Raw genomic sequence first — 12,755 nt, forward strand, 5'->3', positions numbered from 1 at the left:
CGCTTGTGCTCAGGACTCGATGAAGTCGCCGGCGGCGTCGAGGACCTCGTCCATCGTCATCGACTTCTCGAACGCTGCGGGGAACGGGTTCTCCCCCAGCAGGTCGGCGATGACGGCGGCGTGGCGGGACTCGACCCCGGCGATGGCGGCGGCGGCGGCGAGGATGTCGCCGTCCTCGATGCGCGGGACCTGACCGTGGTAGGCGGTCACGCCGAGCTCCTCGAAGGCGGACGCGTTCTTGAGGAACATGTCCTTGTCGTCGAAGGTGCCGTCGGGGTAGACGAACTGGGGCTTCTCGGCCGGCGTGCCACCCAGGTCCTTGATGGTCTGGGTGAGCGCGTCGACGTGGGCCTGCTCGTGCTCGCCGATCGGCTCCACCAGCTCGAGGTCACGGCCCTCCAGGACGCCACCGTCGATGCCCTGCTTGTAGAAGTCCGCCTCGAGGTACTCCAGGGTCAGGGCGTAGTTGAGGATCTCGAGGTCGTTGGCCGAGGCGTCGGCGAAGGCCATCTGGTCGCGCAGCGTCGCCGCGACCAGGGTGGAACCGGCGCCGATGACGGCAGCGGTCTTGAGGAACCGACGACGGCTGTTCTCGTCGCGGAAGTTGATCACGGGCTGGCCACCGAAGACGACGGGAGCCGCCGGTCGGACCATCCTGGCGAAGTCCTTCATGTCACATCCTTTGTTGGATCGGGTGTTGAGGGAGGAGCGGGGTGGGACGGTCGTTCAGCGGTGCACCACCTCTCGTGCGGGGGTGGGGTTTTCCGTCGCGTCCGGTGACGGGCTCATGAGGAGACCTCGGCCTGGACGACGATGCGGAAGATCGGGTTGCCCTCGGGGTGGCAGGCGAAGAGCGTCACCTGACGCGCACGCGGGTCCTCGGGCTGGCGGAGGACGAACTCCTTGTACTCCGCCTCGGGGACGATGGTCGTCTCGGTGACCGTGAACGTCGTCGGCTTCTCGCCGGTGTCCACCACCACCTCGTCACCGGGGGAGAGCTCGTCGAGCTCCTTGAACGGCTGGGTGTGGGTGTTGCGGTGCCCCGAGATCACCGAGTTGCCGAGCGAGCCCGGCATCGGGGTCCCCGGCCAGTGACCGGGGCCGCGCGTCAGGGCCTCCTCGTACACACCCTCGCCGTAGCTGACGTCCAGGCCGATGGCGGGGATCTCGATGCCGCCGAGCTCGCGGTACTCACCGGGCTCGGTGCTCACCGCGGAGACCTCCTCGTCGGAGACCGGGATGTCGAAGCCGCTGGCACCGGAGACGGCCGCGGCCAGCGCGTCGACGCTCGCGGCGTCGGGACGGCGGGGCTCGGGCGCCTCGGAGGCGGGACGGTCCGTGGCGCGCTCGACGATGCTGGGTCCCGGTGCGGCGGCGGTCTCGCGACCGAGCAGGTCCCCCCACGGCACCAGCCACGGGGCGACGGCGACCACGGCCAGGACCGACACGGCGGCGACCCGGCGGAGACGGCGAGGGCGTGGGCCCTGGTCCACGGAGCTGTCGTCCTGCGACATCGGCTGGTCCCTTCGTCGGGTCACCGACCACTGGTCGGCCGAGGCGCTGGGCAGCAGCCTCACCCACCGTTCGCCACCCCCGACATCCCGGATTGGTCGGGTGCGGAACTTTCTCCGGGGCACGCCCGCCGGAGGGCGCGCGGCACCGCAGCACGGCCGGGACGTGGGCGGCCGGCCGACGCGAGGGGCCCGGGTCCCCGGGTGGCTCAGTCCGCCACGGGGGTCACGACCACCGGGACCGGTGAGCGCTGGAGCGAGATGACCACCACCGCGGCCACCACCATCGCGGCGCCGATCGCCTGCGGAGGACCGAAGGGGTCCCCGAGGGCCGTCACGCCGATCACCACCGAGCTGACCGGCTCCAGGCACGACACCACGGCGGCGACGCTCGCCCCGGCCCAGCGCACCCCGGTCATCAGCAGGCTGAGGGCCAGCACCGTGCAGACCAGGGCCATCGGGACCACGGCCACGAGCACCGACGGCCCCGGGGTGGGGTCGAAGGTCCCCGTCAGCACACCGACCCCCACCTGGGTGGCCGCCGTGCCGCAGCAGACCAGCGCCGAGGACGCCACCCAGTCGGTGTCCGGGGGCAGCGTGTCCATCGAGACGTAGTAGACGGTGAACACCACCGCGGAGAGCAGGCCGGCGCCCACCCCGGTGGGGGAGAGCGCCCCGATCGGGCCGAGCATCGTCGCCCCCACCCCGAGCAGGGCCAGCAGCACCGCCACCACCAGCGGGACGCTGAGCCGCAGCCGTCGCCGGGCCAGGTCGAGCAGCACCACCATCACGGGCATGGTGTAGAGCAGCAGGGAGGTGAGCCCGGCCGGGATCCGCTGCAGGGCGAAGAAGAAGAGGGTGTTCTGCAGGGCGTAGACCACCGCGCCCATCAGCAGCGGCTGCCAGACCTGGCGGCCACGTCCCCACGGCCGCCGGGCCACCACCACGACGAGCACCAGCACGGCGCTGGCGATCGCGAACCGCCAGCCGATCACCGTAGGGATGCTCGCGCCGGTGGCGAAGGCCTGGCGGCCGAAGAGCACCAGGAAGCCGTAGGCCAGCGCGGAGACCGCGCAGGCGATCACACCCAGCCGCAGGGTCCGGGCTCGGGTGGCAGGGTGCACGGCGGACAGCATGGCACCGCACCGGCGTGCGTGCCGACCCGACCAGCCCTCCGTCGTGGGACGATGCCGTGGTGAGCGGGAGCGCCTCCGAGGCACGTCGCCTGGCCGACCTGGTCCGGCTGCGACGCGTCCGGGACCGCATCGACCGGGAGTACGCGCAGCCGCTGGACGTCGAGGCGCTGGCCCGCGACGTGCACATGTCGGCCGGGCACCTCAGCCGGCAGTTCCGCCTGGCCTACGGCGAGCCGCCCTACTCCTACCTGATGACCCGGCGGATCGAGCGGGCCATGGCGCTGCTGCAGCGGGGGGACCTGAGCGTCACCGAGGTGTGCTTCGCGGTGGGCTGCTCCTCGCTGGGCACCTTCAGCACGCGGTTCACCGAGCTGGTCGGGGTGCCGCCGAGCGTCTACCGCGAGCAGGCGAGCGGGCCGGCCGCCGGGATGCCGCCGTGCGTGGCGAAGAAGGTCATCAGACCGGTCAGGAATCGAGAAGCACCACCGGTCACCCCGGACCTAGCGTGACGTCCATGGACATCACCATCCACCAGGCGTTCCTGCCCCACCACGACCACGAGGCCTCACTGGCCTTCTACCGCGACACCCTCGGCTTCGAGCTGCGCGACGACGTCGAGTACGGCGGCCAGCACTGGCTGACCGTCGGCCCGCCCGGCCAGCCCGGCACCTCTCTCGTGCTGCACCCGCCCTTCGCCGATCCCGGGATCACCGAGGAGGAGCGTCGGGTGGTCGGGGAGATGATGGCCAAGGGCACCTTCGCCAGCATCAACCTGGCCACCCCTGACCTCGACGCCACCTTCGAGCGGCTCCAGGCCGGAGCGGCCGAGGTCGTCCAGGAGCCGACCGAGCAGCCGTGGGGCATCCGCGACTGCGCCTTCCGCGACCCGGCCGGCAGCATGATCCGGATCTTCGAGGTGCGTTGAGCGACCTCCTCCCGGGCGGCTCGCGGAACGGCCCGCGAGCCCCCCGGATCTGGTTGGATCGGCCAGGGGCGGGTCGGCGGCGACCGCGTCGGCGGCCCCGTGCGAGCGAGGAGACGCCATGACCACGTCCACCACCACCGAGCGCCCCGCCGAGCCGGTTCCCGCCGACCGGCACGACGTGATCCGGGTGCAGGGTGCCCGCGAGAACAACCTCAAGGACGTCCACCTCGAGCTGCCCAAGCGGAGGCTGACCGTCTTCACCGGCGTCTCCGGCTCCGGCAAGAGCTCGCTGGTTTTCGGCACGATCGCCGCGGAGTCCCAGCGCCTGATCAACGAGACCTACAGCGCCTTCGTGCAGGGCTTCATGCCCTCGCTGTCCCGACCCGAGGTCGACGCGCTGGACGGGCTGACCACCGCGATCATCGTCGACCAGGAGCGGATGGGGGCCAACCCCCGCTCCACGGTGGGCACCGCCACCGACGCCAACGCCATGCTGCGGATCCTGTTCAGCCGGCTCGGCGACCCCCACATCGGCCCGCCCAACGCCTACTCCTTCAACGTGCCCTCGGTGCGGGCCAGCGGCGCCATCACCATCGAGCGCGGCGGGCGCGCCAAGGCGGAGAAGGCGACGTTCAACCAGCTCGGCGGCATGTGCCCGCGCTGCGAGGGGATGGGCTCGGTCAGCGACTTCGACCTGTCGGCGCTCTACGACGAGACCAAGTCCCTCAACGAGGGTGCGCTGACCATCCCGGGCTACACCATGGACGGCTGGTACGGCCGGATCTTCCGCGGCTGCGGCTGGTTCGACCCGGACAAGCCGATCGGGAGGTACACCACGAAGGAGCTGGACGACCTCCTGTACAAGGAGGCGACCAAGATCAAGGTCGACGGGATCAACCTGACCTACCTCGGGCTGGTGCCGCAGATCCAGAAGTCCTTCCTGTCCAAGGACGTCGACGCGATGCAGCCCCACATCCGGGCCTTCGTGGAGCGGGCGATCACCTTCCAGACCTGCCCCGACTGCGAGGGGACCCGGTTGGCCCCCGAGGCGCGCGGCTCCCGGATCCGCGGGAAGAACATCGCCGACCTGTGCGCGGTGCAGATCAGCGACCTGGCCGCCTGGGTGCGCGAGCTGGATGAGCCGTCGGTGGCGCCGTTGCTCGGCGGCCTGCAGCACCTGCTGGACTCCTTCGCCGGCATCGGCCTCGGCTACCTGTCCCTGGACCGCCCGGCGGGGACGCTGTCGGGGGGAGAGGCGCAGCGGACCAAGATGATCCGCCACCTGGGGTCCTCGCTGACCGACGTCACCTACGTCTTCGACGAGCCCTCGATCGGGCTGCACCCCCACGACATCCAGCGGATGAACGCCCTGCTGCTGCAGCTGCGCGACAAGGGCAACACCGTGCTGGTGGTGGAGCACAAGCCGGAGATGATCGCCATCGCCGACCACGTGGTCGACCTCGGACCGCGAGCCGGCACCGCGGGCGGGGAGATCGTCTTCGAGGGGACGGTCGAGGGGCTGCGGGGGAGCGGCACCCTGACCGGGCGGCACCTGGACGACCGTGCCTCGCTCAAGCCCGCCGTCCGCACCGCAGCCGGGACGATGGAGGTGCGCGCGGCGTCCTCGCACAACCTGAAGGACGTCGACGTCGACATCCCGCTCGGGGTGCTGTGCGTGGTGACCGGGGTGGCCGGCTCGGGCAAGAGCTCGTTGATCCACGGCTCGGTCGCCCCGCGCGAGGGCGTGGTGACCATCGACCAGGGCGCCATCCGCGGCTCCCGGCGCAGCAACCCGGCGACCTACACGGGGCTGCTGGAGCCGATCCGGAAGGCCTTCGCCAAGGCCAACGGCGTGAAGCCGGCCCTGTTCAGCGCCAACTCCGAGGGCGCCTGCCCGACCTGCAAGGGCGCCGGGGTGATCTACACCGACCTGGGCATGATGGCCGGGGTGGCCAGCACCTGCGAGGACTGCGAAGGCCGTCGCTTCCAGGCCGCGGTGCTGGAGTACCACCTGGGCGGGCGCAACATCAGCGAGGTGCTCGCGATGTCGGTGGTCGAGGCCGAGGAGTTCTTCGGGGCGGGGGAGGCCCGGACGCCGGCGGCCCACAAGGTCCTGCAGCGGCTCACCGACGTCGGGCTGGGCTACCTGACGCTCGGGCAGCCGCTCACCACGCTGTCCGGCGGTGAGCGCCAGCGGATCAAGCTGGCGACCCAGATGGGGGACAAGGGCGACGTCTACGTCCTGGACGAGCCCACCACGGGTCTGCACCTGGCCGACGTGGAGCAGCTCCTGGCTCTGCTGGACCGGCTGGTGGACTCCGGGCGCTCGGTGATCGTGATCGAGCACCACCAGGCGGTGATGGCGCACGCGGACTGGATCATCGACCTCGGTCCGGGGGCCGGCCACGACGGCGGGCACGTCGTCTTCGAGGGCACGCCGGCCGACCTGGTGGCGTCCCGGGCGACCCTGACGGGGGAGCACCTGGCGGAGTACGTCGGGGCCTGACCGGCGGCTCCTCGCGGCTGGCCCGCCGGGTCAGATGTGGGGAAGCCATTGACAGGCAAGTTCTCACTTGCCTATGGTGGAGCCATGGCCAGCGTGTACCGGGCGCTCGACGACGAGACCCGGCGGCTCGTCCTGGACGAGCTGTCCGCACGCGACGGTCAGACCCTGTTCGAGATCTGCTCCGTGCTCGCGGTCCGGCACGGGCTCAGCCTCACCCGCCAGGCCATCTCCCAGCACCTCGGTGTCCTGGAGGCCGCCGGCCTCGTCGTCACCGAGCGGCGGGGGCGGACCAAGCTCCACTTCTTCGACCCCGCACCACTGGCCGAGATCGCTCGCCGGTGGCCCACCGACTCCCCGAGGAACCCACCATGAGGATCACCCTGACCAGCGTCTTCGTCGACGACCAGCGCGCGGCGCTGGCCTTCTACACCGAGCTGCTCGGCTTCACCGTCAAGCACGACGTCCCCCTCGGTGACGACTACTGGCTGACGGTCGTCGCACCCGAGGACCCCGACGGCGTCGAGCTGCTGCTGGAGCCCTCGGGCCACCCCGCGGTGAAGCCCTACCGCGACGCCCTGGTGGAGGACGGCATCCCGTTGCTGGTGCTCTCCGTGGACGACCTGGAGGCCGAGCACGCCCGCCTGGTCGAGAGCGGTGTCGTGTTCACCCAGCCGCCCACCGACATCGGCACGGCGGTGCTCGCGGTCCTCGACGACACCTGCGGCAACCTGGTGCAGCTCGTCCAGCCCAAGCCGGAGGCGTTCGCCGCCCAGTGACCTGGTGCGCGTTGCGAACCGGTCAGCGGCGGGGGAGGAGGGTCACCTCGTTGCCGTCGGGGTCCAGCAGCCCGACCGCGCCGTGCCCGACGGGGACGTCGGTGCGGGTGGCCCCGAGGTCGAGCAGCCCCTCGACCGCGTCCTCCGCGGTGGTCCCGGACGGGGGAGCGACCTCGAGGCGCCAGCGCCCCGGTCGCACCGTGGGAGCCAACGGGGGACCACCCCAGCTGATCTTCGGCCCGCCGTGCGGGGACCGGATGGCGGTCTCCTCGTCCTGGTCCCAGACCAGCGGCCAGTCCAGGGCCCGGCTCCAGAAGCACCCCAGGGCCTGCGTCCCGTCGCTGGAGACCGCGCCCACGAACCCGCAGTCGGCGAGGAAGCTGTTGCCGGCCTCGACGACATACAGCTCGTTGCCCTCGGGATCGGCCAGCACGACGTGCTGCTCGTCGGGGGACTGACCGATGTCGAGGTGGCCTCCGCCGAGCTCCAGGGCCCGGGCCCGCGTCTCCTGCTGCTGGTCCGGCGTGGCGCTGGTGAGGTCGAGGTGCATCTGGTTCGGGCTCCTTCTCGGCTCGTCGCTCGCGCGGAACCGCAGCAGGAACCCGGTGTCGTCGGTGGGCGCCAGCGCGACACCTCCGTGACCGTCCTCCGCGGTGGGCCACCCGAGCAGCCCGGACCAGAACCGGGCCAGCCGATCCGGGTCCCGGGCGCCCACGCAGAGCGAGACGAGCTGCACGGTCATCGGGACTCCGATCTGCGCTGCGGTGCGGGGCTCCGCGCACGCTAACCCGGTGGGGTCGCGGATCACCACGACGTCTCGACCCGGTCCGTCCGCCCGCGACGGCGGCCGTGACCGCGGTGTCCTCGGGGCCGACCGTGGACAGGATGCCGCCCGGCGGAGCACGCTGAGGAGCCGGCGGAGGGGGAGGCAGGCCATGCTCGAGGAGCTCGACGGCGGCATCGACGCGGTCGCGGGCATGCTTGCCCGCTACGACGCGACGGCTGACCGGTGGGACCTACCAGCGACCGGCAGCTTCTGGGACGCGGTCGACATCGCCCACAGGTCCGGTCGACGAGGTGCAGGTCGCACCATCGCCGTGATCGACGGCGGCTTCGACACCGGCGTGCCACGCCTGGCCGCGCAGGAGCTGGTGTGGCCGACAGAGGCCCTGGGCCGCGGGCACGGGACGGTTGTCGCGCTGCTGACGCTTGCGGTCGCCCCACGCGCCCGACTGCTCCTGTACCCGACCAGGGTCGACGGACGCGTCGACGAGGGACGAGTGGCGCAGGCGTTGGCGGACGCCGTCGTCAGGGGCGTCGACATGATCAACCTCAGCCTCGGAGACGCCATCCCGCTCGAGGCCACCTTCGACTTCCAGGCGTTCTTCGACCCCGACGCGCTGTGGCCCGGGATGGGCCACGACGACCGGCTCTTCTGGAGCAACCAGCGACTCTCCCAGCTGGAGTACCGGCACTGGCTGCGGCTGCCGCACTCACCGCTGACCGAGGCGGCCGCCACCGTGGTCGCCGCCGGCATCCCGCTCATCTGCGCCGCCGGCAACCGGACGAACCACCTGGCCGTGCCCGCCGTGTGCCCTGACGCCCTCGCAGTGTCGTTCATCGCCGAGATCCGTACGGTGGACGACGCCGTCGAGCTCGCACAAGGCGGCCCGCCCACTTTCACATCGGCGGCCTTCCACGACGTGGCCCTGGTCCAACCACCGGACGTCCTCGGCTCCAGCTTCGCCACCCCGCTCGTCACAGGTCTCGTCGCCCTGATGGAGGACGTGGGAGATCTGGACGCGTTCCGCGACATGGCGCGGCTGGGCGGCATGGCCAGTGAGCTGTTCGTCACCCGCGACCAGGCAGACATGGCGCCGGACCCGCGCCGCGACAGCGTCATCGCGGACCTGTACCAGCGAGCCCTGGACACCTGGCCCCACGCCGAGGAACTGGGCCCCTGCCCCGCGTGTGCGTTCTTCGCCCTGCCGACGCTCACCGACGCCGGTCTCCACGCGCTCAACCACAGCCACCTCGGCCGGGCCCAGACGCTGCTCCGCCGCGCCTTCCTCACCAACCCGAGGAGCCCGTACGCGGCGGCCAACCTCGCCGTGGCCACCATGCGCCAGGCCGACGAGCTCGACCGCCGAGAAGCCCGCGGCGACGTCCTCCGGCTCCTCGACGAGGCGGTCACGCTGCTCCAGCGTGCGGTCGAACTCCGCCCGGACCACCCGCCGTACCGGGCTCGTCTGGACGAGGCCCGGCACGCCTTGCAGAACCCGGACGGGTGGCAGATGATGCCCTGAGGGAACCACCAACGGCGGTGGTCACAGCCCGGGGGAGTGGCCATGAACGACGACCAGATCCGCATCCGCATCGACGACGACGAGGACCTCGCCGCGGCGCACGAGGCCTCGCTCTCCACCGGCGTCGACTTCCAGCAGGCGCCCGACGAGTCAGATGGCTTGGAGGAGCAGATCACCGTCATCGCCGGAATCGTCATCGGCGCCGGTGTCCTGGCCGCAGCCAAGTTCATCGCCGACTGGTGGGAGAAGCGCCGCGGGGGCCTGGTGATCGACATGCGCCCCGACGCCGCCGACCAGGTCCACCGAGACCGCGACGTCCCCTGGGGTCACGTGCTGATCTTCACCGCCGACGGGAAGGATGTCCGGGTCGAGACCCAGGACATGCCGGAGGACGCCACCGAGCGCCTGATCGCCGCAGTCCTCAGCGGGGTCCTCGGCACCCCCGCCGAGCTCAAGAAGAAGGCCCTGGCCGGCGGTGACACCGAGGGCGCTGCAGACCCGGACGCACCGGGGGAGCTCGCTCCGGCGTGAGGCCCGTCGGTCAGGCCGGCTCTACCGGCCGCTCGGGGTGCCCGACATCTGTGGAGGCGAGGAAAGCCAGGAGCGCCTCGGCCAACGCACCAGGAGCCTCGAGGGCCACGTAGTGCCCCACGCCGTCCACCTGCGCGGTGGACACGTCGGCGAAGACCTGGGAGAGCGTCGCCGCCGTGAACGGACCGCCGCCGCCGCCCACCGCGAGAGCGGGCACGTCAACCACCCGCTCCCGCGCCAGGTGGCGGAGCTCCTCACCCTCGGCGAGCATCGAGCGGTACAGGCCGACGGCCCCGCGCCACCCACCGGGTCGGGCGTACCCGCGGGACATCTCGTCGACGTCGGCCCCGGTGACCGCGTCGGGGACGGCGGTCATGGTCGGGAACGCCCAGGAGCCGAGGAGCTCGCGCTCGTGCCCGCTGAGGAGCAGCTCGCCGAGGCCGTCGGGGGCGGCGAGGACGCCGATGTGCCAGGACCCGCCGGAGGTGACGTCGGCGAACCCCTCGAGCCCGAACCCGGCCAGCCCCATCTCGACCCCGGTGAAGCTGAGCACGTCCTCGGGGTGCGCCCGGACCAGGCGGTAGGCCGTGCCCCCGCTGATGTCCTGGGCCAGGAGGTGCACCGGACCGAGGCCCAGGGAGGCGATGAGCTGGTGGAGGTCCTCCGCCGCGGTGGCGCTGTCGTGGTCCCTCTCGGCGATCCGGGAGTCGCCGAACCCGCGGAGGTCGACCGCGACCACGCGGTGGCGCTCGGCGAGCAGCGGGATGGCGGCACGGAAGGCCCACCAGCTCTCAGGGAAGCCGTGGACCAGCAGGACGGGGGAGCCGGCGTCGCCGGCGGTGACGTAGTGCAGCTCGGTGCCGTTCACGGCGGCCCTGTGGTGGCTGAGGCCGGGGGCCGTACTGGCGGTGATGGTGGTCATGGGATCTCCTCGATAGACAACGCTGTTGTCTAGTATAGACACCCATGTTGTCGAACTGGAGAACCCCGGTAGGGTCGTCCCATGACCAGGTCAGGTGCCGATCTCGCCCTCCTGCTGCTCGGCGGCTACCGACGACTGGTCGACTCGGCCGTCCAGGAGCTGGCCGCCCGGGGCTTCGAGGACGTCCGACCCAGCCACGACTTCGCGATGCGCGCCATCGACTCCGGCGCCGGCAGCGCGTCAGAGCTCGGCCGACGCATGTCGGTGACCAAGCAGGCCGCCGCCCGGACGATCTCGGTGCTCCTGGAGCGTGGCTGGATCGCCCGCGAGGACGATCCGGACGACGGTCGCCGCAAGCGGCTCCGCGTCACACCGCTGGGCCGGGAGGTGATGAGCACGGGGGAGACCATCTTCGACGAGCTCCGGCAGGCCTGGGAGCGCGAGATCGGGCGGCAGGAGCTGGCCACGTTGGAGGAGCAGCTGTCCCGGCTGGTCGGCGACGCTCCGATCCGCCTGGACGCGCCCGGCTGGGTCTCCCGCGACGACGACTGAGCGCCGGGACGGCCGAGGCCACCCGGACCACGAGCGCAGCGACTCTCAGACGCCGGTGACGTCGCCCCGCCAGCCGACGCTGCCGCTGCCCGGCTTCTCGACCAGGCTCTTGAACTCCGCGGCCGACTGGGCCACGGCCACCTGGTCCATGTGCAGCAGCACCCCGGCCTTCTCCACGAGTCCACGGGGGTCCCAGCTGAGCGCGATGTTCACCCGGGTCGACGACGCGCCCAGCGTCTGGAAGGTGACCCGGCCCGTGTGGCGCCCACCGTCACCGCCGGTGCTGCGCCAGGCCACGAGCTCGTCGGGCCGCTGGTCGGTGATCTCGGTGTCGAACTCGCGTGTCGCGGCACCCACCTTGACCACCCAGTGGGTGTGGGTGTCGTCGGTGTGGGTGACCGAGGTGACGCCGTCCATGAACTGCGGGAAGGTCTCGAACTGCGTCCACTGGTTGTACGCCCGGGCGATCGGGACGTCCACGTCGACCGACGACTGCACTGTGCTCATGACTACGTTGTACTCGCCGTCGTCTAACGAGCAGGACAGCGGTACCGCCTCTGAGCCACGGCGGCAGCGGTCTGGAGCACCGATCTCGACCACCTCGACGCTTGTCCGATAAGTGACATTATGACAAACGGTCAGGGGTTTCCACTCGCGCCGGTCGCTGGCGCCGGTTCCCTGCTCCCCTCCGGGTCACCTCCTCGGATCTGGAGCTTCCATGGCACACCGTGTCGTCAGCACGGGGTCGAGTGACCGTCGTGGTCCTACCGTGCTTCAGGAGCAGGGTGGCTGTTCGAGCGGCCGCCGACCGCGTTGTTGATGAGGTCCACGACGTGCTGCGGGTCGTCGACGGTGATGACGAGACGGTCGAACCGCTCCGCGGGACCGAGGGTGATGACGACGGCACGGTCGTACCCGGAGATGTTCCAGAACTGCTTCCTCCCGTCGGCATGGAAGGTGCCGGACAGCCTCCCCGGGAGGCCGAGGCCCGGACCGCGCCAGCCCTTCGGCTCGTCCTTCATCCCGGGATCGAAGGTCGCTCCCCTGACGTGCTCGAGCGGGAGCCGCAGGCGGCGCGTGAACGACCACAGCTTGCTCAGTCCGACAGGCTCGACCACGAGGGTCCCTGTGGTGACCGTGACCTTGTTGCTGCTCATGATGTCTCCTTCTCCTGGTGCAGTCCTGCGCGAGTCAGCAGGCGACTGCCTAGTTCCTCTTCGGTGATGCCGTGGACTTCGAGAAGACCCGCGATGCGCTCGCGGACACGCCGGTCCTCAGGGGCGAGCTCGAGCAGTCCGACGAGCACCACGTCGAGCCGGCCCTCGGAGTCGCTCGCCGCGTCGACCGCGTCGAGGACCCGCATGAACAGCCCTTGCTTGCTCCCGAAGGTGCCGTAGAGACTGCCCCGGTGCACCCCGGTCGCCTCGACCAGGTGGTCGACGGAGGTCGATGCGTACCCCCTCCTCCGGAACACCGTCGCAGCGGCATCCACCGCCACTGCCTCCTCGAACCCTCGTGGACGTCCCATAGGTTTGAGAATAGTTGTTCAAGAACGGTCAGTCAAGAAAGGTGCGACCACCCCAGTGGCTG

16 protein-coding genes are annotated in these 12,755 nt (G+C 71.2%); 8 read left to right on the top strand and 8 right to left on the bottom strand.

Translation table 11 applies throughout. The annotated features are described in order from the left end of the window. Positions 1–9: 9 nt before the first annotated feature. From BLT52_RS15015 to BLT52_RS15025, 3 genes are all read right to left on the bottom strand, one after another. Complete coding sequence (locus tag BLT52_RS15015; protein WP_090594687.1) at positions 10–672, bottom strand: ferritin-like domain-containing protein; 663 nt, start codon at positions 670–672, stop codon at positions 10–12. A gap of 113 nt (positions 673–785) precedes the next feature. Then, positions 786–1,514: a class E sortase gene (locus tag BLT52_RS15020; protein WP_090596858.1), complete on the bottom strand. Its 729-nt coding sequence runs from the start codon at positions 1,512–1,514 to the stop codon at positions 786–788. A 206-nt stretch (positions 1,515–1,720) separates the two neighbouring features. Beyond that, positions 1,721–2,635 carry an EamA family transporter gene (locus tag BLT52_RS15025; RefSeq protein WP_157677159.1) on the bottom strand — a complete coding sequence of 305 codons (915 nt, stop codon included), beginning with the start codon at positions 2,633–2,635 and terminating at the stop codon, positions 1,721–1,723. A 68-nt stretch (positions 2,636–2,703) separates the two neighbouring features. Between BLT52_RS15025 and BLT52_RS15030 the strand changes: the two genes are divergently transcribed. The 5 genes from BLT52_RS15030 to BLT52_RS15050 all read left to right on the top strand — a co-directional run bounded on the left by BLT52_RS15030 (position 2,704) and on the right by BLT52_RS15050 (position 6,854). Continuing rightward, positions 2,704–3,156 (top strand): helix-turn-helix transcriptional regulator, encoded by a 453-nt coding sequence (locus BLT52_RS15030; RefSeq protein WP_231946340.1) that lies wholly within the window; start codon positions 2,704–2,706, stop codon positions 3,154–3,156. A 5-nt stretch (positions 3,157–3,161) separates the two neighbouring features. Then, positions 3,162–3,572, top strand: a complete 411-nt coding sequence (locus BLT52_RS15035; protein ID WP_197679064.1) for a VOC family protein — start codon at positions 3,162–3,164, stop codon at positions 3,570–3,572. Positions 3,573–3,690: 118 nt separating this feature from the next. Continuing rightward, positions 3,691–6,078 carry an ATP-binding cassette domain-containing protein gene (locus BLT52_RS15040; RefSeq protein ID WP_090594694.1) on the top strand — a complete coding sequence of 796 codons (2,388 nt, stop codon included), beginning with the start codon at positions 3,691–3,693 and terminating at the stop codon, positions 6,076–6,078. A gap of 84 nt (positions 6,079–6,162) precedes the next feature. Continuing rightward, positions 6,163–6,450 carry an ArsR/SmtB family transcription factor gene (locus BLT52_RS15045; RefSeq protein ID WP_172804054.1) on the top strand — a complete coding sequence of 96 codons (288 nt, stop codon included), beginning with the start codon at positions 6,163–6,165 and terminating at the stop codon, positions 6,448–6,450. Then, positions 6,447–6,854 carry a VOC family protein gene (locus BLT52_RS15050; RefSeq protein ID WP_090594696.1) on the top strand — a complete coding sequence of 136 codons (408 nt, stop codon included), beginning with the start codon at positions 6,447–6,449 and terminating at the stop codon, positions 6,852–6,854. Before BLT52_RS15045 ends, BLT52_RS15050 begins: the two co-directional genes overlap by 4 nt. 22 nt (positions 6,855–6,876) lie before the next feature. On the opposite strand, the gene BLT52_RS15055 is transcribed toward BLT52_RS15050, so the two are convergent. Continuing rightward, on the bottom strand, positions 6,877–7,596 hold the full coding sequence (locus BLT52_RS15055; RefSeq protein WP_090594697.1) for a VOC family protein: 720 nt from the start codon (positions 7,594–7,596) through the stop codon (positions 6,877–6,879). A 193-nt stretch (positions 7,597–7,789) separates the two neighbouring features. On the opposite strand from BLT52_RS15055, the gene BLT52_RS15060 reads away from it, so the two are divergent. Then, entirely contained in the window at positions 7,790–9,160 is a 1,371-nt protein-coding gene (locus BLT52_RS15060; RefSeq protein ID WP_090594699.1) for a S8/S53 family peptidase, read from the top strand. Positions 9,161–9,202: 42 nt separating this feature from the next. Then, on the top strand, positions 9,203–9,691 hold the full coding sequence (locus BLT52_RS15065) for a hypothetical protein (RefSeq protein ID WP_090594700.1): 489 nt from the start codon (positions 9,203–9,205) through the stop codon (positions 9,689–9,691). Between the two features lie 10 nt (positions 9,692–9,701). Here the strand turns inward: BLT52_RS15065 and BLT52_RS15070 are convergent, their stop codons facing one another. Continuing rightward, positions 9,702–10,613, bottom strand: coding sequence for an alpha/beta fold hydrolase (locus tag BLT52_RS15070; RefSeq protein WP_090594702.1), 912 nt, complete (start codon positions 10,611–10,613; stop codon positions 9,702–9,704). 81 nt (positions 10,614–10,694) lie between these two features. On the opposite strand from BLT52_RS15070, the gene BLT52_RS15075 reads away from it, so the two are divergent. Then, complete coding sequence (locus BLT52_RS15075; protein ID WP_090594703.1) at positions 10,695–11,165, top strand: MarR family winged helix-turn-helix transcriptional regulator; 471 nt, start codon at positions 10,695–10,697, stop codon at positions 11,163–11,165. A gap of 45 nt (positions 11,166–11,210) precedes the next feature. Here BLT52_RS15075 and BLT52_RS15080 read toward each other — a convergent pair whose 3' ends face one another. The 3 genes from BLT52_RS15080 to BLT52_RS15090 all read right to left on the bottom strand — a co-directional run bounded on the left by BLT52_RS15080 (position 11,211) and on the right by BLT52_RS15090 (position 12,693). Beyond that, on the bottom strand, positions 11,211–11,672 hold the full coding sequence (locus tag BLT52_RS15080) for an SRPBCC family protein (protein WP_090594705.1): 462 nt from the start codon (positions 11,670–11,672) through the stop codon (positions 11,211–11,213). Between the two features lie 257 nt (positions 11,673–11,929). Further along, positions 11,930–12,322, bottom strand: coding sequence for a hypothetical protein (locus tag BLT52_RS15085; RefSeq protein ID WP_090594706.1), 393 nt, complete (start codon positions 12,320–12,322; stop codon positions 11,930–11,932). After that, positions 12,319–12,693: a TetR/AcrR family transcriptional regulator gene (locus BLT52_RS15090; RefSeq protein WP_090594707.1), complete on the bottom strand. Its 375-nt coding sequence runs from the start codon at positions 12,691–12,693 to the stop codon at positions 12,319–12,321. Before BLT52_RS15090 ends, BLT52_RS15085 begins: the two co-directional genes overlap by 4 nt. Positions 12,694–12,755 lie beyond the last annotated feature (62 nt).

The sequence above is a fragment of the Auraticoccus monumenti genome (genome assembly GCF_900101785.1).
Classification (GTDB): Bacteria; Actinomycetota; Actinomycetes; order Propionibacteriales; family Propionibacteriaceae; genus Auraticoccus; species Auraticoccus monumenti.